General features: G+C 62.6%; 20 protein-coding genes. 15 read left to right on the top strand and 5 right to left on the bottom strand.

The window, feature by feature from the left end:
- Positions 1-47: 47 nt before the first annotated feature.
- Complete coding sequence (locus tag ABX74_RS05450; RefSeq protein WP_047888387.1) at positions 48-1,550, top strand: HNH endonuclease signature motif containing protein; 1,503 nt, start codon at positions 48-50, stop codon at positions 1,548-1,550.
- Between the two features lie 114 nt (positions 1,551-1,664).
- Positions 1,665-2,486: an acyl-CoA thioesterase gene (locus ABX74_RS05445; RefSeq protein ID WP_019748291.1), complete on the top strand. Its 822-nt coding sequence runs from the start codon at positions 1,665-1,667 to the stop codon at positions 2,484-2,486.
- Between the two features lie 49 nt (positions 2,487-2,535).
- On the opposite strand, the gene ABX74_RS05440 is transcribed toward ABX74_RS05445, so the two are convergent.
- Positions 2,536-3,201: a hypothetical protein gene (locus ABX74_RS05440; RefSeq protein ID WP_223257839.1), complete on the bottom strand. Its 666-nt coding sequence runs from the start codon at positions 3,199-3,201 to the stop codon at positions 2,536-2,538.
- Positions 3,202-3,236: 35 nt separating this feature from the next.
- Between ABX74_RS05440 and tesB the strand changes: the two genes are divergently transcribed.
- Both tesB and pdxT read left to right on the top strand, forming a co-directional pair.
- Complete coding sequence (gene tesB / locus ABX74_RS05435; protein WP_019748293.1) at positions 3,237-4,088, top strand: acyl-CoA thioesterase II; 852 nt, start codon at positions 3,237-3,239, stop codon at positions 4,086-4,088.
- Positions 4,088-4,693 (top strand): pyridoxal 5'-phosphate synthase glutaminase subunit PdxT, encoded by a 606-nt coding sequence (pdxT, locus tag ABX74_RS05430; RefSeq protein WP_047888386.1) that lies wholly within the window; start codon positions 4,088-4,090, stop codon positions 4,691-4,693. Before tesB ends, pdxT begins: the two co-directional genes overlap by 1 nt.
- 25 nt (positions 4,694-4,718) lie before the next feature.
- Here pdxT and ABX74_RS05425 read toward each other — a convergent pair whose 3' ends face one another.
- A complete protein-coding gene (locus ABX74_RS05425) occupies positions 4,719-5,396 on the bottom strand; it encodes a response regulator (RefSeq protein ID WP_046378508.1) in 678 nt (225 codons plus the stop codon).
- Positions 5,351-6,568, bottom strand: a complete 1,218-nt coding sequence (locus ABX74_RS05420; RefSeq protein WP_019748296.1) for a sensor histidine kinase — start codon at positions 6,566-6,568, stop codon at positions 5,351-5,353. The genes ABX74_RS05425 and ABX74_RS05420 overlap by 46 nt, the downstream gene beginning before the upstream one ends.
- 108 nt (positions 6,569-6,676) lie before the next feature.
- On the opposite strand from ABX74_RS05420, the gene ABX74_RS05415 reads away from it, so the two are divergent.
- Together ABX74_RS05415 and ABX74_RS05410 are read left to right on the top strand one after the other, a co-directional pair.
- Positions 6,677-6,877 (top strand): hypothetical protein, encoded by a 201-nt coding sequence (locus ABX74_RS05415; RefSeq protein WP_003943331.1) that lies wholly within the window; start codon positions 6,677-6,679, stop codon positions 6,875-6,877.
- A gap of 1 nt (position 6,878) precedes the next feature.
- On the top strand, positions 6,879-7,580 hold the full coding sequence (locus ABX74_RS05410) for a GAP family protein (protein WP_047888385.1): 702 nt from the start codon (positions 6,879-6,881) through the stop codon (positions 7,578-7,580).
- A 30-nt stretch (positions 7,581-7,610) separates the two neighbouring features.
- On the opposite strand, the gene ABX74_RS05405 is transcribed toward ABX74_RS05410, so the two are convergent.
- The gene (locus ABX74_RS05405) at positions 7,611-8,531 is read right to left on the bottom strand and encodes a hypothetical protein (RefSeq protein WP_019748298.1); all 921 of its coding nucleotides are present in this window, start codon (positions 8,529-8,531) and stop codon (positions 7,611-7,613) included.
- Positions 8,528-8,884, bottom strand: coding sequence for a GntR family transcriptional regulator (locus ABX74_RS05400; RefSeq protein ID WP_047888384.1), 357 nt, complete (start codon positions 8,882-8,884; stop codon positions 8,528-8,530). Before ABX74_RS05400 ends, ABX74_RS05405 begins: the two co-directional genes overlap by 4 nt.
- A 145-nt stretch (positions 8,885-9,029) precedes the next feature.
- On the opposite strand from ABX74_RS05400, the gene ABX74_RS05395 reads away from it, so the two are divergent.
- The 9 genes from ABX74_RS05395 (at position 9,030) to ABX74_RS05355 (ending at position 18,123) form a co-directional block, all read left to right on the top strand.
- Complete coding sequence (locus ABX74_RS05395) at positions 9,030-9,782, top strand: YebC/PmpR family DNA-binding transcriptional regulator (RefSeq protein ID WP_007732951.1); 753 nt, start codon at positions 9,030-9,032, stop codon at positions 9,780-9,782.
- Between the two features lie 125 nt (positions 9,783-9,907).
- A complete protein-coding gene (ruvC, locus tag ABX74_RS05390) occupies positions 9,908-10,477 on the top strand; it encodes a crossover junction endodeoxyribonuclease RuvC (RefSeq protein WP_020907638.1) in 570 nt (189 codons plus the stop codon).
- Positions 10,474-11,073: a Holliday junction branch migration protein RuvA gene (gene ruvA / locus ABX74_RS05385; RefSeq protein ID WP_007732953.1), complete on the top strand. Its 600-nt coding sequence runs from the start codon at positions 10,474-10,476 to the stop codon at positions 11,071-11,073. The genes ruvC and ruvA overlap by 4 nt, the downstream gene beginning before the upstream one ends.
- A complete protein-coding gene (gene ruvB / locus ABX74_RS05380) occupies positions 11,070-12,167 on the top strand; it encodes a Holliday junction branch migration DNA helicase RuvB (RefSeq protein ID WP_019748300.1) in 1,098 nt (365 codons plus the stop codon). Before ruvA ends, ruvB begins: the two co-directional genes overlap by 4 nt.
- Before the next feature lie 138 nt (positions 12,168-12,305).
- On the top strand, positions 12,306-12,653 hold the full coding sequence (gene yajC, locus ABX74_RS05375; protein ID WP_047888383.1) for a preprotein translocase subunit YajC: 348 nt from the start codon (positions 12,306-12,308) through the stop codon (positions 12,651-12,653).
- Between the two features lie 220 nt (positions 12,654-12,873).
- A complete protein-coding gene (secD, locus tag ABX74_RS05370; RefSeq protein WP_047888382.1) occupies positions 12,874-14,595 on the top strand; it encodes a protein translocase subunit SecD in 1,722 nt (573 codons plus the stop codon).
- Positions 14,592-15,815, top strand: coding sequence for a protein translocase subunit SecF (gene secF, locus ABX74_RS05365; protein WP_020907642.1), 1,224 nt, complete (start codon positions 14,592-14,594; stop codon positions 15,813-15,815). Before secD ends, secF begins: the two co-directional genes overlap by 4 nt.
- A 2-nt stretch (positions 15,816-15,817) precedes the next feature.
- Entirely contained in the window at positions 15,818-17,548 is a 1,731-nt protein-coding gene (locus ABX74_RS05360) for an ABC transporter substrate-binding protein (protein ID WP_047888381.1), read from the top strand.
- On the top strand, positions 17,545-18,123 hold the full coding sequence (locus ABX74_RS05355) for an adenine phosphoribosyltransferase (protein ID WP_019748305.1): 579 nt from the start codon (positions 17,545-17,547) through the stop codon (positions 18,121-18,123). The genes ABX74_RS05360 and ABX74_RS05355 overlap by 4 nt, the downstream gene beginning before the upstream one ends.
- Positions 18,124-18,218 lie beyond the last annotated feature (95 nt).

Below are 18,218 nucleotides of genomic sequence, written 5' to 3'. Positions count from 1 at the left end.
TCCTGGAAATCATGGCTATCGAACGTATATTCGAATAATGTTGAGGAATGTTCGATGACGGAGTAGGAAGTTCGGGTACCGCAGCGCAGCTGCCTGGTGCCGAATCCGACTGCGCCCTCATCGATCTCATCGCCGATCTGCATGCGCGCGAATCGATGCTCGTGGAACGGAAACTGGCTGCCATTGCCGAGTTTTTCGAGCGTCGCAGCGCTGACCACACTGATAACGGTGCTTGGTCGTCTACCGCTCACGAACTGGCTGAGGCCGAGCTCGGCGCGGCATTGACCATGGGCCGTGCCGCAGCGGGAAAGTTGATCGGTCTCGGCTTTTCTCTCAAGACTCGCCTCCATCGCACGCGTGCCGCCATGGCGCGCGGAGAACTGTATCGAGTCGGATTGATCGACTCCGCTACGGCCAACGTAGCCGACGATTTGATCGACGAGGTGGAACGGCAACTCCTCGAAAAGATCTCGGCGCCACCGATGCCTGGCGGTACCGGCTTGACCGGTCGCCGATTGACAGCGGCTATCGACCGGATCGTCGCCGTGGTGGATCCCGAGGGGATACGCGAACGTCGACGCCGCGCCCTGGCTGATCGGTTCGTGGGTGTGAGCGCTGCCGAGGACGGAATGGCGCGGATATTGGGGAGTATTCCGGCGGAGGAAGCACGGGCTTTCGACCGTCGGTTGCGGGAGTTGGCAATGTCGGTGTGTCGACACGATTCCCGTAAGTACGAGCAACGACGAGCTGACGCATTAGGAGCGTTGGTATCCGGGTCGACGATTCTGCCGTGCGATTGCGGCCGGGACGATTGCCCACAAGATCGAAGCGGGATTGTCGTGGTGCGTCGGCCGTTGGTTCACGTGGTCATGCTGGAATCAACGCTTCAGGGCGGTGACGCACCAGGTGCAGACGAACCCGCTCACCTTGACGGTTATGGAGTGATCAGTGCAGAGCATGCGCGTGACATCGCCGCGGGTGCGCTGATTCGGAAGGTGAAAGTACCAGTCGATGCCGCGCTCGAGTCTTCCGGTGAGTGCGAGCCAGTACCTCCGCCCGTTGTTCCTTCGGCGTCGGTCTACCGCCCCGGCGCTGTCCTCGACACCTGGGTGCGGGTGATCGCAGGAAGCTGCCAGTGGTTGCACTGCGATGTCGCTGCATGGAATTCAGATCTTGATCACACTGAGCCCTTTGATCATCGCGATCCCACTCGTGGCGGAAAGACCGTGGCGTCGAATATGAGTGCGTATTGTCGAAACCATCACCGCCTCAAGCATTCCGGTCAGTGGTTGCACACCTCGAACCCGGACCGGAGTGTCATGCTGACCTCGCCGACCGGACATTGCTACCGAACCAGGCCGTCAGGTCTGCTGGCGGGAATGCTCGAGCCTGTACTGCCCGAGGGTGGTCGGCGTCGGCGCACACGTCTGGAGAACAAGGCCTCTCGTGTGCGGGGTGAACGCCGGCGTCAGCGGATACGGATGCACCGGCGGATGAAGAAGGCACAGAGGAGGACCTTCGACGGCGGAGACGATCCACCGCCATTCTGAGTCGATGCGCCCCGTCGCTCAGTGTTTTCGGATGCCCACTTTGGTGGCCGGGGGTGCGTCAGGCATTGTGTGAAGGTCGGTAGACGTCGGTACACGGGAAGATGTGGAGCATCGATGGCGAGGATCGAAGAAATTCTGGAGTTGGAACGCCTCGAGCGTGACATCTTTCGAGGAATCATCGCGGAGACCACCCTGACCCGCACTTTCGGCGGCCAGGTCGCCGGCCAGGCATTGGTGTCGGCGGTACGCACGGTCGATCCGGCCTATTCAGTTCATTCGTTGCACGGATACTTCCTGCGTCCGGGCAATCCGATGGAGCCGACCGTTTTTCTGGTCGATCGTGTTCGGGACGGTCGATCGTTCGCGACCCGCTTGGTCACCGGAATTCAAGACGGGCAAGCCATTTTCACGATGTCGGCATCCTTCCACGTCCAAGACGAAGGCATCGAGCACCAGGACGAGATGCCACCGGTCCCTGACCCCGAGACCTTGGCCATCGCCCAGGATTCGGAAGATCCCGAGACTGCGTGGTTGGCTCGCGAGTGGTCCGATTGGGACCTCCGGATGGTGCCGAAGGCCGACATCAACAAACGTCCAGGCGCTGCCGCACAGCAGCAAGTATGGTTCCGTTCCCGCGAGGCTCTCCCGGACGACCCGGTATTTCACGTGTGCACGCTTGCGTACATGAGCGACATGACGCTGCTCGGATCTTCCCGAGGCCCTCACATGGACGTCGCCATGCAAAGCGCCTCGCTCGATCACGCCATGTGGTTCCTGCGGCCGTTCCGGGCCGACGAGTGGCTGTTGTACGACCAGACGTCGCCGTCAGCGGGCTTCGGTCGCGCATTGACGCAGGGACGAATCTTCGACAGCCGAGGAAACATGGTTGCTGCAGTCGTCCAGGAAGGCCTGACCAGGCTGTATCGCCCGAAGTGAGGTAGGCCGATTGAGGTCGCCTGAAGTGAGATCAATCGCAGTGAGACCTTCACGGGCGAGACCGCACCGCAGGCCGGGCCGGATGGTCGTACCTGACCTCGAAATCGACCTCCTCGGACACCTCTGAGCGGTGTTCGAGGAGTGCGTCGACGGTCCACAGATCCGCCTCCGGAGTGTGCCGTCGCATGGCAGGTTCGCTCATGTCCAGGCGGACGCTGACGTCGAACTCCAGCCCACGCCCGAGCAACATCGGACCGGCGATCACGATGACCGCGCGCTCATGGACGGGGACGCGGGTCGAGCGAGCCGATCGATCGGTGGGTTCGTCCCAGAGTTTCGGCAAGAACGCTCGTTTGGTGCGGGCAGCGGTGATCACTTCACGATCGAGTGCCGGATAGTCGAACCAGATGGTGCGGTAACTCAGCGCATCCTCGTGACCGAACTCGTATCGCAGCGAAGCCGGCCGCACGTAGTCGTGCAGTGACACAACAGCACTCGGCTTGCTGTGCGACTCGACGGCGGCCCGGACCAGTTCCGCGAGCCGAGACGGCTGCGCACAATCAGGTCCGTCGATCGCTACTACTGCCACCGACGGAAATGATCCGCTCAGCGTTGCGATCTGCTCGGCCAGGGCGAGGGGAGTGGACGGGATGAATGTGCTCACGCCCACCATGGTGCCGTGCCCGCTCGCCGAGGCGATATTGTGAACCGTCATCGCGCCCACTGCGGCGGTCTATTTCCGGAGGACTCATGGTTGGTATCGAGGAGATCCTCGCGCTCGAACACCTGGAGAAGGACATCTTCCGTGGTGCGGTCCATCCCACCGCACTTCAACGGACGTTCGGCGGGCAGGTTGCCGGGCAGTCTCTGGTTTCTGCCGTGAGTACCGTCGACGAGAGCTACCACGTGCACTCGTTGCACGGATACTTCCTGCGCCCGGGCAACCCGAAGATTCCGACGGTCTACCTGGTGGACCGCATCCGCGACGGGCGCTCGTTCTGCACCCGCCGGGTGAACGCAGTCCAGGACGGCAAGACGATCTTCACGATGTCGGCCTCGTTCCACGTCGAGGACGAAGGTATCGAGCATCAGGATCGGATGCCTTCCGTTCCGGCGCCGGAGGACTTGCAGGACGCGCAGACCGTTCCCAAGTTGGCGGAATCGCAGTTCTACCAAGAGTGGAAGAACTGGGACATCAGAATTGTGCCGGCCGAGCAGAGTGCGTCAGCGCCGGATCTCGCCGCACAACAGCGCGTGTGGATGCGCTACCGCGAGCCTCTGCCGGATCGTCCGCTGCTGCACATCTGCACGCTTGCGTACCTCAGTGACATGACCCTGCTCGGAACTTCGAAAGTCCCGCACCGGGGCGTGAAGACGCAGACTGCTTCGCTCGATCACGCGATGTGGTTCCTGCGTCCGTTCCGGGCCGACGAGTGGTTGCTCTACGACCAGACATCGCCGTCGGCAGGTTTCGGTCGCGCGCTCACTCAGGGGCGTATCTACGATCGCGATGGCAACATGGTGGCAGCGGTGGTTCAGGAGGGTTTGACGCGTCTGGAACGCGAACCCGACAGCCGTGAGAACAAGACAGGAACTGTGTGATGACGCGTCCGCTGATCGGTGTACTCGCCCTCCAGGGTGATGTTCGCGAGCACCTTGCTGCACTTGATGATTCGGGTGCGGATGCCGTGGGTGTCCGACGGCCGGAGGAGATGGACAAGGTAGACGGAATCGTGATTCCGGGTGGCGAATCCACCACCATGAGCCGGCTTCTGCAGGTGTTCGAACTGTTGGATCCGCTGCGTGAGCGTCTTCGCGGCGGGCTGCCGGCCTACGGTTCGTGTGCCGGCATGATTCTGCTGGCGAGCGAGGTACTCGACACCCGGCCGGACGCCGAACATCTCGGCGCCATCGACATGACGGTGCGCCGCAACGCTTTCGGCAGACAGGTCGATTCTTTCGAGTCCGACCTGGAGTTCGAGGGCATCATCGGAGATCCCATCCGCGCCGTCTTCATCCGCGCGCCGTGGGTGGAGCGAGTTGGACCGGGCGTGGAGGTCCTTGCACAGGTTCCCGCCGCCGCGGGGGAGGCCGCGGGCCGGATCGTCGCGGTTCGGCAGGGCTCGGTGATCGCCACTTCTTTCCATCCCGAGGTCACCGGGGACCGTCGAGTGCACGAGATGTTCGTCGATCTGGTTCGCGGATAACTCGAGTAGTCAGCCTCGGCCGAACCTACAGCTCCAGTTCGCGGGCAAGGATCGCCGCCTGGACGCGTGAGGTGAGGTGCAACTTCGACAGAACTCGTGACACATGAGACTTCACCGTCGGAGCACCGACACCGAGTTCACGCGACAGTTCGGCATTGGACATACCCGTCCCAAGCAGCGCGAGCACCTCGCGTTCACGATCGGTGAGCTCGCTCAATCCCAGCGGTTCGGTGGGTTTGGGTGCACGCTGAACGAACTCGCCGATCAGTGCACGCGCCGCGCGAGGAGCGAGCACTGCATCTCCAGCCGCGACGTTGCGGATAGCGCTGGTCAGCTCGTCCGCGGTCGCAGTCTTGAGCAGAAATCCCGACGCGCCGGCGCGCAAGGCCGCGAAGACGTATTCGTCGAGGTCGAAGGTGGTCAACACCAGAACCCGGCTGCGGGTCGTCCCGATGATCTGACGCGTCGCCTCGATGCCGTCGGTGCCTGGCATCCGGACGTCCATGAGTACGACGTCGGGTTGATGCGTGCGGGTGACGGTGATCGCCGACGCTCCGTCACCGGCTTCTGCAACGACATCGATGTCGTCGTGCTGCCGCAGGATCATCGCCAGGCCGGAGCGGATCGCGGCGTGGTCGTCGACCAGGGCGACGGTGATCACCGATCCGTTCCGTTCGGTGCGGGGACCGGTAGCTGTGCGCATACCGTCCATTCTCCGTCGACCGGAAGTGCGTCGAGTGAACCGCCCAGCAGCTCGGCGCGGTGACGCATGTTTGCAAGTCCGCGCGTTCCTGCTCGCGGATGGGATGTGTCGGGACCGACGGGGTTTCGGATCTCGATCTGTAATGCATTGTGCTGGAGAGAGATCGACATCGAGATCGGCGCACCGGGCGCATGTTTGAGTGCGTTGGTCAAGGCTTCCTGGGTGATCCGATACGCCGTGTGATCGACCACGCTCGGCAAGGCGGCAGCATCGACGTCGATCGCAACGTGCACAGTGCCGCCGGCTGCCCGAACTGCGTCCAGGACGACGGGCAACTCGGTCAGCCGCGGGGGAGAGGAACGCGGGTCCGGGGTCTCGTCGTCCCCGGCGTGGAGCAGTTCGATCATCGACCGCATCTCGGAAAGGCCCGCGAGACTGCTCGATCTGATCGCCCCGATCATCTCCCGCAAGCCGTCGTCTGGTTCGCCCCGTTCACCGGAGAGAGCTGTGGTGGACAGTGCCGCCTCCGAATGGATTGCGATGGCGGAGAGGTGGCTTGCGATGACGTCGTGCAGATCGCGCGCCATGGTTGCTCGTTCGTGAGCGACTGCGGCCTCGCGGTCTAGAGCGGCGAGTGCTTCGTGGACTCTGGAACGCTCGCGTTCGGCCTCGGTCAGTTCGACTTGTCGACGGATGACCAGTGCCCACCACACCGGCGTACCGAAGAACAGTGCCGTCACCACGCCTGCCCCAGCCGCAGCGCGGACGTCCTGGGTGGACAGGTAGACGAGTGCGGTGAGCGCGGCAACCGTCACCGCGGTCAGAGAACACACCACTCGGCCCAGCCGCGCCGTCCCGTACAGAACTGCGGCGTAGGTGAGATCCGAGAGGACCAGCCACATCGGCAGAGTGGGTCCCAGGGCGGCGTCGACCGCGACGATGACGGCCCCCGCTGCCAAGGCCGTTGCCGGACGCACCCGTCGGAACGAGTCGATCGCACACAGCAGAGCCAGCATCCCGATCCGAACCCCGGCGGGAACGTCGGCGACACCTCCGACATCGGTCCACATTTGGTACAGGCCGACCAGGTAGAGGAGTACCCCGATCGCGAACAGGCCGAAGGCGATGAGCGGATCGTTCCACTTGCCGACACTCCGACTTCTGGTCACCACAGACTTATCAGAGCACATCGGGGCGCCTGACTTGTCATACCAAATGATGAGGTCGGCGTTGTTCCGATGGCTGATGTGCGGATTCGATAGAGAAGACAGGCTCGACGTATGAAAATTCGCTTCGAGTTGATGATCGGCATTCTCTTGGTCGTCGGTGGCGGCTGTCTGTGGCTGTTCGCGCGTGACGCCGAGTTCTTCTGGTTTCGCGGCGGACCACTCGGCGTGATCCTCGCGATCATCGGTGCCTTCGACATCGTGAATGCAGTCCGAACGAGGGAGACAGCGATACCCGAGCGCCGAAACGACTGACGTGGAACTCGTCCTGCTCACCACGCTGGGCGGGCTCGCCCTGCTGGACAGTACGAGCATCGGAACATTGGTCGTCCCGGTCTGGATGTTGTTGATGCCGGGACGACCGCAGGTTCGCAGGCTGCTGACGTATCTGGTGGTCATCACGACGTTCTATTTTGTTGTCGGGGTGGCAGTCTGGACGACGGCACGGGCAGGTATGCCTGTCGTCGCCCCGCTGCTCGAAACCCCCGCCGCCCGCGGTGCGCAGTTGATACTCGGTATCGCGTTGTTCGCGTGGAGCTTTCGATTCGATTCCGAGAAGAGGCGCACATCCGGTCAAGCCGATCGAACCCATGTTTGGCGAGAGCGGGTGCTCGGCTCGGCCAGTTCCGCGAGAAGTGTTGTACTTCTGGCAATTGCTGCCGGGACCGCCGAATTGGTGACGATGCTGCCCTACTTGGCGGCGATCGCGATGATCACCGCTGCTGGGCTGTCCGCAGTCACGTCTGCGTCGGTACTTGCCGGATACTGCCTGATCATGGCCACTCCGGCAGTGCTTCTGTTATGCGGGCGGATCGTGGCCGGCGACCGACTGGACAAGCCGCTGAGCGGGGTGGACTCGTTCATCTCACGCCACGGCGACAGCGCGATGGGTTGGGTGTTCGGCATTGCCGGCTTCTACCTCGCCGGCAATGCCGCTGCCGTGTTGTTCGTGAATTGACGTTGTTCGTAAATTGACGTTGTTCGTGAATCAACCAGCCTGAACCAACGAATTGATCAGCTTCACACCGTCTTCCGGGTGATCGACGGTTACGGCGAACAGTCGTCCGTTCTCGAGAGTGACCACGATGGCCTCACCCGAGCGGAGAGTGACGGCTGTTCCGCGCGGTGTCATTCGGTAACCCCATCCACCCCATTCGGCCGGACGTATCGCGTCGACTGATGCGGACTTCACCTTCGAGATGGGGATCTTCTTCCATCGAACGCCCCAGGAACTGATGCCGACACCATGACGGTCGACGCGCACGGTGACCGACGCGAATGCTGTGACGGCGAGGGTGGACACACCCAGGATCACGGCAACCCACCAATCCGAGTACGCGGCAGTCGCGATCACGAGAACTACGAGGCCGGCGGTAACGATCCACGGCCAGACGCTGCGGACCTGCCCGACCCACACTGCACGTTCGGAGGCCGTCAGCGGAGTGTCGAGCGTCGGGGTCGGCAGTGGCGACTCCGGGCCGCTTCGTTGCTGGTCAGGCAGCGCGTATGCCAGAACCCCTACGAGTACCGCCGCGATCGGCGCAAGAATCCACCAGCCGATACGCGCGTCTTCCGGCGATCCGGCGTCGATCGTCAGGGCGACGCTCAGAATCCAGATCGTCGCCAGTGTCGCACTCGAGATCGAGGTTACGGCGAGAAACAAGGGCGCGTTGTCGCTCGAACGGGCCGCGACGACACACGCGCAAACGACTGCTACCAGTGAAATCACCAGCGCGATGGCGAAAAACGTCGTCGTGGTGCTGAACCCGTCCGGGGTCGATCCGGACCAATGGCTCGCGACGGTTTCGGGAAGGCGGTCACCCCACGCGAAGCGTGCGAGAACCAGAATCAGGGTCGGGATCAGAGTCAGCGAAGCTGCTGTCCAGAGTCGGATCTTGCTGGTCGTCATTGTGTGCTGGTCTCCTTGATGAGGTCGAGCATGTGCGCAGTGTCGAGTCCGAGATTGCGGGCCTGCCGTACGAACTCGCGCGCAGATTCGTTGAGAGCTGTTATTCCCGAGTCGAATTCGGCGCGAATGACGGCGCCACGTCCGCGTCGGAGGTCGATCAGGCCTTCGTCGCGGAGTGTTGCGTACGCACGAAGAACCGTGTGGAGATTGACGTCGATCGACTCGGCGAGAGCGCGAGCGGACGGCAGGCGGTCACCTGGACCGATCTCACCGCGGATGACCGAGCCACGAACCCCGGCTGCGATCTGCTCCGCGAGTGGAGTTGTGGAGGCGTGATCTATTCGGACCAACATGTTTGCATTCTATGCAAACAATGCGCGGTTTGACTAATTCGTGTCGGGGGATGCAGCGAGTTGTGACGTGGGACGGGTAACATCGGCAGAGCTGAAAGACGCGCATTCGGCGTGCGCAACGCAGCAGGAAAGGGGCTTGAATCGCATGAGCGGCCACTCAAAATGGGCCACCACCAAGCACAAGAAGGCTGTGATCGACGCACGTCGTGGCAAATCCTTCGCGAAGCTGATCAAGAACATCGAGGTGGCGGCACGAACCGGCGGTGGCGATCCCACGGGCAACCCCACCTTGTACGACGCCATCCAGAAGGCGAAGAAGACGTCTGTTCCCAATGACAACATCGAGCGTGCGCGCAAGCGCGGCGCCGGTGAAGAAGCGGGCGGCGCAGACTGGCAGACCATCATGTACGAGGGCTACGGACCCAACGGCGTCGCCGTTCTGATCGAGTGCCTCACCGACAACCGCAACCGTGCAGCCGGTGAAGTTCGCACCGCGATGACCCGTAACGGTGGCAACCTCGCTGACCCGGGTTCTGTCTCCTACCTGTTTGCTCGCAAGGGTGTCGTCACGCTCGAGAAGAACGGCCAGTCGGAGGACGACGTCCTGATGGCTGTGCTCGACGCCGGTGCCGAGGAGGTCACCGATCTCGGTGAAACCTTCGAAATCGTCAGTGAGCCACAGGATCTGGTTGCCGTCCGTTCGGCACTTCAGGAAGCCGGCATCGACTACGACTCCGCTGAAGCCGATTTCCGCGCTTCCGTCGAGGTTCCCTTGGATGTCGACGGCGCACGCAAGATCTTCAAGCTCGTCGACGCGCTCGAAGACTCTGACGACGTGCAGAACGTCTACACCAACATCGATCTGTCCGACGAAGTTCTCGCGGCTCTCGAAGACTGATTGCTTTTCAACTCAACCCGGCCCTGACGTCCGCGTCTCGGCCGGGTTGCGTGTTGATGCGGGGCAGTACGCCCGCGCACCGCTAAGCTATCGAACAGCTGTTCGGTATGGAGAGGTGTGACAAAGTGCGCGTGCTCGGAGTGGACCCAGGCTTGACTCGCTGCGGGTTGGGTGTGGTCGACGGGAGCAACGGCAGGAAAGTGCGCCCCATTGCCGTCGACGTGGTGCGGACCCCGCCCGAGATGGACCTCGGGTCTCGGCTACTGCGGATCTCCGATGCGGCGGAACTGTGGATCGAGCAGTACAAGCCGGAGGTCGTCGCGATCGAGCGTGTATTCGCGCAGCACAACGTCAGTACCGCGATGGGCACGGCGCAAGCAGGCGGAGTTGTCGCGCTCGCTGCCGCCAGACGCGGCATCCCGGTGTGTTTCCACACGCCCAGCGAGGTGAAGGCCGCCGTTACCGGCAGCGGTAACGCCGACAAGGCGCAGGTCACCGCGATGGTGACGCGAATCCTGAACTTGAAGACGGCGCCGAAACCGGCTGACGCCGCTGACGCTCTGGCGCTCGCGATCTGTCACTGCTGGCGAGCACCGATGATCGAGCGAATGGCCCGCGCCGAGGCGATGGCCGCTGAACAAATGCGTAAGTATCAGGCAAAATTGGCCGAGATGAAGAAGGCAGGTTCACGATGATCGCGTCGGTACGCGGCGAGGTACTCGATATTGCACTCGACCATGCGGTCATCGAAGCGTCAGGTGTCGGCTATCGGGTCAATGCCACCCCGGTGACTCTCGGTGCACTGCATCGGGGAAGCGAAGCGCGACTGTTCACGACGATGATCGTTCGCGAAGACTCGATGACGCTCTACGGTTTTTCCGATACCGAGTCGAAGGACCTGTTCAGCCTCTTGCAGACGGTTTCCGGAGTCGGACCGCGCCTGGCGATGGCAACTCTTGCAGTGCTCGAACCGGACGCATTGCGGCGGGCACTCTCGGAAGGCAACCTGACGGCGTTGACGAGGGTCCCCGGTATCGGGAAACGCGGCGCCGAGCGCATGGTCGTCGAACTGCGCGACAAGGTCGACGCCGTCGCGACGACGGCCGGCGCGGCGTCCGGTGTCGTCGTCGGCAGTTCGATCCGTGATCAGATCGTCGAGGCTCTCGAAGGTCTGGGCTTCCCGATCAAGCAGGCCGAGCAGGCCACGGATTCGGTCCTGGCGGAATCGCCCGAGGCCACTACGTCGGTAGCACTGCGTTCTGCTCTGTCGCTGCTCGGTAAGACTCGATGAACTTCGACCCGATCGACGATTTCGACGACGAGTCGCAGGTCTCTGCCGAATTGGTGGCGGGAGACGGCGATGTCGAAGCGAGTTTGCGCCCCAAGAGTCTCGACGACTTCATCGGGCAACCCCGTGTTCGCGAACAACTGCAGCTCGTGCTCACCGGAGCAAAACTTCGCGGCAGCACACCTGATCACATCCTGATGTCCGGTCCCCCCGGACTCGGCAAGACGTCGATGGCGATGATCATCGCGGGGGAGTTGGGCTCTTCTCTGCGGTTGACGTCCGGACCGGCGCTCGAACGCGCCGGAGACCTGGCCGCGATGCTGAGCAATCTCGTCGAGGGTGACGTGTTGTTCATCGACGAGATTCACCGAATCGCTCGTCCGGCCGAGGAGATGTTGTACCTGGCGATGGAAGACTTCCGTGTCGACGTCGTCGTCGGTAAGGGGCCGGGTGCCACGTCGATTCCTCTGGAGGTTGCACCGTTCACGCTGGTCGGTGCGACTACACGGTCAGGTGCGCTGACCGGTCCGTTGCGCGACCGCTTCGGGTTCACCGCTCACATGGATTTCTACGAACCCGAAGAGCTGCAACAGATTCTGATGCGTTCGGCCGGAATTTTGGGAGTCAATCTCGAAGTTGACGCCGGGGCCGAAATCGCACGACGCTCGCGGGGGACACCGCGTATCGCGAACCGATTGCTGCGCCGGGTTCGCGACTTCGCCGAGGTGCGCGCCGACGGAATCGTCACCATGGACGTCGCTCAGGCGGCCTTGGCTGTCTACGACGTGGACCAGTTGGGCTTGGACCGTCTCGACCGATCCGTACTGAGTGCATTGGTGCGGTCGTTCGGCGGCGGGCCCGTCGGCGTGTCGACGCTTGCGGTGGCCGTCGGCGAGGAACCGTCGACGGTGGAAGAAGTGTGCGAGCCGTTCCTGGTTCGGGCCGGGATGATCGCCCGGACGCCGCGAGGACGCGTGGCTACCGCCGCTGCCTGGACTCAACTCGGAATGACACCGCCGCCGGATGCCGCAGCGGGCGGTATCGAGGTTCGTGTCAACGAACCGCAGGCCACGTTGTTCGATCCGAACGGAGAGTGAATTTCGACTGGAAAGGCCTACTTGAACGGCCGATCTGTCAGGAATCCTCAGCAACTAATGGCACACTGGTGTATTGCGTAGGTCCATCCGGGACCATCGCGGCGTAAAACGTGCAACACAACCGAGGTTGATCAACACATGTCGAGTTTGCTTTTCCCACTCTTGATCCTCGCACTGCTGGTGCCCATGTTCCTGGGCATGCGCAAGCAGAAGAAGGCTTTGGCTGCCACTTCCGAGATGCAGGACTCGCTGCAGGTCGGCGATCGAGTGCAGACCACGGCCGGGCTCTATGCCACGATTGCTTCTCTGGACGACGACACCGTGGACCTCGAGATCGCCGACGGTGTCATCACCACCTGGTCGCGTCTGGTCATCCGTGAGCGCGTTGTCGAGACGGCCGAAACCGACGAGTACGACGACGACTCGGTTTCCGAGATCGAAGAATCAGCTGCTGACACCGAAATCCGGCTCACCAAGGAGTCCTGACTTCGTCGATCTGGCACGTGTTCTAGAGTTGTGAACTCGGACACACGTCCAGATCGGTTGGTCTGTAGTAGTTCTTTCATCGGAGTAGTTCTTTCACCAGCAGCTCAGTTCATCCCGTTGATCAATCGTTGCAGTTCGAACGCCGCAGCTCGGGTGGTCGTCGACCGCCCGAGCCCTGCATTTACTGAAGCTCTGCACCTACTGAGGAGACTTAAAGATCGTGGCACCTTCCACCGGAACGGTGCATCCGGTCCGCTACCTGGCCCTTTTCGGGGTCCTGGTGGTGGCACTGTATGCCCTGGTGTTCTTCACTGGAGACAAGTCGGCCACGCCGAAACTCGGCATCGACCTGCAGGGTGGAACGCGCGTCACGTTGACCGCTCGTACCCCGGACGGCAGCGCTCCCAGTCAGGACAGTCTCAAGCAGGCTCAGGAAATCATCGAGACCCGCGTCAACGGTCTCGGCGTTTCCGGCTCCGAGGTCGTCGTCGACGGTGACAACCTCGTCATCACCGTTCCCGGCGACGACAGTGCGCAGGCTCGCTCGCTCGGCCAGACCGCCCGTCTGTACATCCGCCCGGTGACGGGTTCGATCGATGTCGCCACCCGTGACGCGAACCGGACAGCTACCCCTGAGGCGCCGGCGGCCGAAACTCCGGCCACTGATGCCCCGGCTCCCGAGGCGCCGGCCGACGGGACCCAGACGCCGCAGAACCGCCCGTTCCTGGCTCAGGACCCGACCACTCCGGAGGCAACCCCGACGCCGGAGACGACAACACCGGCTCCCCCCGCGGACGCATCGAGTGACGGCACCGACGAAGGCGACGCAGCAGCAGCGGAAATCGCCGCAGCGCGCGCCCTCCGACAGAGCAGCGATCCGACGGTGCAGCAGCAAGCAGTGGCGAACCTCGACTGCTCCGTCGCGGATCCGCTCCGTGGAAACGACGACCCGACTCTTCCGCTGGTCGCGTGCTCGCAAGACGGACTGAACATCTATCTTCTCGGTCCTTCGATCATCGACGGCCAGGAGATTGCCGACGCGTCTTCGGTCTTCAACTCGCAGCAGTCGCGCCACGAGATCAGCCTCTCGTTCAAGACGACCGGCAGCAACACCTGGGCCGAGTTCACCTCAGCCAACATCGGCAAGCAGGCAGCGTTCACGCTCGACTCGAAGGTCGTCAGCGCCCCCACGATTCAAGGTGCAACGCCTGCGGGTAGCGCCACCTCGATCACGGGCAGTTTCACTGCGGAGAGCGCCAAAGAACTTGCCAACACTCTGAAGTACGGTTCGCTTCCGCTGTCGTTCGCAGCCTCCGAGGCCGAGACGGTCTCGGCAACGCTCGGCCTGGCCTCACTGCAGGCGGCATTGATTGCCGGCGCGGTCGGTCTCGTTCTCGTTCTGCTGTACTGCCTCGTCTACTACCGGATGCTCGGCGTCCTGACGGCGTTGTCGCTGATCCTCTCCGGAGTCATGGTCTACGCGATCATGGTTCTGCTCGGCAGATACATCGGCTTCACACTCGACTTGGCCGGCATGGCTGGTCTGATCATCGGTATCGGTATGACCGCCGACTCGTTCGTCGTGTTCTTCGAACGCATCAAGGACGAAATGCGTGAGGGCCGTAGCTTCCGCTCCGCGGTGCCACGCGGTTGGGCGCGAGCGCGCCGAACAATTCTTTCCGGCAACGCGGTGAGCTTCATCGCCGCTGCAGTTCTGTACGTGCTGGCGGTCGGACAGGTGCGAGGCTTCGCCTTCACCTTGGGTCTGACCACCATCCTCGACGTGATTGTCGTGTTCCTCGTGACGTGGCCACTGGTCAGTATGGCGTCCCGTTCGGCGTTCTGGTCCAAGCCCAGCGTCAACGGTCTCGGCGCAGTGCAAGAGGTTGCCCGCGAACGTAAGGTTGCCGCCGCTGCGTCGGCTAAGGAGACACGAGCATGAGCGAGTCCAACAACTCCCCGGTGGGGTCCAACAACAGTTCCTCGGCCGAGTCCGCCGATGCCGCAGCCCGGTCGGAGATCACCGACTCCGGCGTCGATCAGGGCGCGATGCCCAAGCACAGTTGGCTCTCGCGGCTGTACACGGGAACGGGTGCGTTCGAGGTCGTCGGCAGGCGTCGTTTCTACTACGGACTGACCGGCGCTCTGGTCGCCATTGCGCTGCTCAGCATCATCCTGCGCGGCTTCACCTTCGGTATCGATTTCGAGGGCGGATCGCGCATTCAGTTCCCGGCCGAGGGTGGAGTCGAGACGTCGGAGGTGGAAACCGTCTACTCCGACACACTCGGGTTCGAGCCGGTCAGCGTGCAGACGGTCGGCTCGGGTGCCAGCGCCACCGTGCAGATTCGGTCGGAGACGTTGAATGCGACGCAGATCAACGATCTGCAGTCTGCGCTCTTCGACGAGTTCCAGCCCAAGGACAAGAACGGGAACCCGTCGGCGCAGGCCATCAGTTTTGCGGACGTGAGTGAAACCTGGGGCGGCCAGATCACCAAGAAGGCGCTGATCGCGCTGATTGTGTTCCTGGTGATCGTGAGTATCTACATCGCCATCCGCTTCGAGCGGGACATGGCGGTAGCCGCGATTGTCGCGTTGTTCTTCGACATCATCGTCACTGCCGGCGTCTACTCGCTCGTCGGTTTCGAGGTGACGCCCGCGACGGTGATCGGTTTGCTCACCATTCTCGGTTTCTCGCTGTACGACACAGTGGTGGTGTTCGACAAGGTCGAAGAGAACACACGCGGTGTTCTGCATCTGACGCGCCGGACGTACGGCGAGCAGGCCAACCTCGCGGTGAATCAGACTTTGATGCGATCGATCAACACGACCGTCATCAGTGTGCTCCCGGTGATCGCTCTGATGGTTGTCGCGGTCTGGATGCTCGGCGTCGGCACGCTCAAGGACCTTGCGCTGGTTCAGCTCGTCGGCATCATCGTGGGTGCGTACTCCTCGATCTTCTTTGCGACGCCGCTCCTGGTGTCGATGAAGGAACGCTGGGGACCCGTTGCCGCGCACACTCGTAAGGTGCTCTCGCGCCGGGCTACGCTGGCCGAGAAGGGTACGCAGACGGTTGCCGTCGGCGCACCAGTTGCACGCCGTGCGCCGGTTGCTCCGCAGCCGGGTGTGCGGCCGACCGGAAAGCGAAACAAGAAGGGGCACTGAACATGCTCCCAAGAACACGCACACTGGTTCGATCGATGACGTTCGTTGCGGCCACCGCTGTGGCTGCCGGTTCGTTGGCGGCCTGCTCGGAAAGCGCCGAGCAGGTTCCGTCCATCGGATATGCCATCGACAACTCCATCTCCACGTACAACGCCAACACGACAGCTGGATCGGTGTCCGGGGCGATGGCTGCGTTCGGCCGGGTGCTTCCCGGCTTCACGTTCACCGGCCCGGCCGGAGCACCTGTGTCGGACACCGACATCGGAACGGCGTCGGAGTTGCCCGGTGACGTGCTCACGGTCTCGTACAAGCTCAATCCGGCGTCGGTGTACTCCGACGGGATTCCGATGTCCTGTGACGATCTGGTTCTCACCTGGGCGGCGTCGAGTGGCAAGTTCACCAAAGACGTCGATGGTGCTGCGAAGCCCATGTTCGACACGGCGAACAATCTCGGTTACGCGGACATCGACCGGATCGACTGCCAGAGCGGGTCGAAGGACGCGACTGTCTTCTTCAAACCCGGACGATCGTTCACCGATTGGCGATCGTTGTTCGGTGCGACTGCATTGATGCCTTCACACATCGTGACGCAGCGCGCCGGAGTCGGCGACGTGGTGAGCGCGGTGAATGCCGGTGACACCGAAGCGTTGTCGAAGATCGCCGACTTCTGGAACACCGGGTGGAACCTGACTCCAGGTCAGGTGGACACCTCCGTACTGCCTTCCGCTGGTCCGTATCGAATCGACTCGTACAGCGCCGACGACGGCCTGGTGCTGGTCGCGAACGAGCGGTGGTGGGGCAACAAGCCCGCGACCGATCGCATCGTCGTCTGGCCACGTGGTGTGAATCTGACCGAGGATCTCGACAAGAACTCGATCGAGGTCGTCGACGTCGCTTCCGGGTCGGCCGGCGAGCTCGGTACTCCGTCCGGGTTCGACGTCCAACAGATTCCGTCGCGGTCGATCGAGCAGTTCGTTCTCGCGACGTCTGGTTCGCTGGGCGACGAAGCCGCCCGTCGAGCGTTCGCGCATTGTGTTCCGCGGACAACTCTGTTCGAGAAGTTCGGGCAGACGGATAACGCGCCGCAGGCTGGTCTGGGTTCCGGCGTGGTCGATTCGCGACTGATGGCGCCGGATTCACTCGTTTACAGCGACGCCGCTGCGGTCGACGGTGACCGGTACGCCAATGCCGACGTCGATGCCGCGAAGACGTCGTTGTCGGAAGCCGATCTCGACCAGTTGACCGTCCGGGTCGGGTACCTCGCACCGGACCCGGTGCGGGCGCAGATCGTCTCTGAAGCTAAAGCCGCGTGTGCTCCGGCGGGAATTACGATCGAGGACGCGAGTACCGACAGCTTCGATCCTGCGCGTCTGCAGTCCGGGGGAGTCGACGCTGTGCTTTCCGGCATGGCAGGCAAAGTCGGGGCAGGCGGAACAGCGAGCATGATCGACGCGCGCGGAGCGTTGCGATCGGGCAACGGCGCAAACCTCGGTACGTACGGAAATGCACGGATCGATCAGATCATCGATCAGTTGAACGTGGATGCGAGCACCAGTGCGCAATTGGGACTCTCGGTGGAGGCGGAGAACATCCTGTGGACCCAGGTGCCTACGATTCCACTGTTCAATCAACTACGAACTGTCGCTGTAGCTCCAGGCATGTCGGCAGTGTTGGTCAATCCGACTCGGGCCGCTACCGGCTGGAACATGGACAGATGGGTATTACGCAGATGAGCGTCTCGAATGGTGTTGCCTTGCACACGCCTGAAGAATTGATCGCAATCCACCGGGCTGCCGGAGACGCCGTTGTTCGGCTGACCCGTTGGGCGGACAACTTTCCCGGGCCCGGGGTTCGGTTCGCCGATCTGACTCCGGTGTTCGCCGACGCCGAGGGGTTCGGGGCCGTGCTCGACGCCCTTGTCGCCTGTGCTCCGGACGCCGACACGATTGCCGCCGTCGATGCTCGCGGGTTCCTGCTCGGTGCCGGCGCGGCTGCGAAGATGGGTGCTGGGGTGGTGGCCGTGCGGAAGGTCGGCAAACTGCCGCCGCCGGTACTCTCTCGTTCGTACAGCCTCGAGTACGGATCTTCGACGCTCGAGATTCCCGCAAACGGCTTCGATCTCACCGGGCGGAATGTTCTGGTGATCGACGACGTTCTGGCTACCGGAGGGACACTCGAGGCGGCTGTACAGTTGGTTGAGTTGGGTGGAGCGAACGTCGTCGGCGTGGCAGTGGTGCTCGAGATCGAGGAACTGCGCGGTCGAGATCGCTTCTTGAAGTACCCACTGACATCCCTGGTGAAGGTCTGAGTATTAAAGTTGTCTCCTGGGGGTCGAGTTAGACCTCCAGGGCAATTACCCGATGCAGGGCGGTTGCCTCAACCAACTCGGTGGTAGGAGGTGGC

Source organism: Rhodococcus sp. ARP2 (assembly GCF_001029585.1).
GTDB classification, from domain to species: Bacteria; Actinomycetota; Actinomycetes; order Mycobacteriales; family Mycobacteriaceae; genus Rhodococcus_F; species Rhodococcus_F erythropolis.
Note: the sequence above shows the minus strand (reverse complement) of the source record. Positions and strands in the feature narration are given on the sequence as shown.

What these genes read in the sequence shown, in the direction of transcription:
- ABX74_RS05450 (WP_047888387.1), top strand. Translation starts at nt 48, where the DNA reads ATGTTCGATGACGGAGTAGGAAGTTCGGGTACCGCAGCGCAGCTGCCT.
- ABX74_RS05445 (WP_019748291.1), top strand. Translation starts at nt 1,665, where the DNA reads ATGGCGAGGATCGAAGAAATTCTGGAGTTGGAACGCCTCGAGCGTGAC.
- ABX74_RS05440 (WP_223257839.1), bottom strand. Translation starts at nt 3,201, where the DNA reads ATGACGGTTCACAATATCGCCTCGGCGAGCGGGCACGGCACCATGGTG.
- tesB (WP_019748293.1), top strand. Translation starts at nt 3,237, where the DNA reads ATGGTTGGTATCGAGGAGATCCTCGCGCTCGAACACCTGGAGAAGGAC.
- pdxT (WP_047888386.1), top strand. Translation starts at nt 4,088, where the DNA reads ATGACGCGTCCGCTGATCGGTGTACTCGCCCTCCAGGGTGATGTTCGC.
- ABX74_RS05425 (WP_046378508.1), bottom strand. Translation starts at nt 5,396, where the DNA reads ATGCGCACAGCTACCGGTCCCCGCACCGAACGGAACGGATCGGTGATC.
- ABX74_RS05415 (WP_003943331.1), top strand. Translation starts at nt 6,677, where the DNA reads ATGAAAATTCGCTTCGAGTTGATGATCGGCATTCTCTTGGTCGTCGGT.
- ABX74_RS05405 (WP_019748298.1), bottom strand. Translation starts at nt 8,531, where the DNA reads ATGACGACCAGCAAGATCCGACTCTGGACAGCAGCTTCGCTGACTCTG.
- ABX74_RS05400 (WP_047888384.1), bottom strand. Translation starts at nt 8,884, where the DNA reads ATGTTGGTCCGAATAGATCACGCCTCCACAACTCCACTCGCGGAGCAG.
- ABX74_RS05395 (WP_007732951.1), top strand. Translation starts at nt 9,030, where the DNA reads ATGAGCGGCCACTCAAAATGGGCCACCACCAAGCACAAGAAGGCTGTG.
- ruvA (WP_007732953.1), top strand. Translation starts at nt 10,474, where the DNA reads ATGATCGCGTCGGTACGCGGCGAGGTACTCGATATTGCACTCGACCAT.
- ruvB (WP_019748300.1), top strand. Translation starts at nt 11,070, where the DNA reads ATGAACTTCGACCCGATCGACGATTTCGACGACGAGTCGCAGGTCTCT.
- yajC (WP_047888383.1), top strand. Translation starts at nt 12,306, where the DNA reads ATGTCGAGTTTGCTTTTCCCACTCTTGATCCTCGCACTGCTGGTGCCC.
- secF (WP_020907642.1), top strand. Translation starts at nt 14,592, where the DNA reads ATGAGCGAGTCCAACAACTCCCCGGTGGGGTCCAACAACAGTTCCTCG.
- ABX74_RS05360 (WP_047888381.1), top strand. Translation starts at nt 15,818, where the DNA reads ATGCTCCCAAGAACACGCACACTGGTTCGATCGATGACGTTCGTTGCG.
- ABX74_RS05355 (WP_019748305.1), top strand. Translation starts at nt 17,545, where the DNA reads ATGAGCGTCTCGAATGGTGTTGCCTTGCACACGCCTGAAGAATTGATC.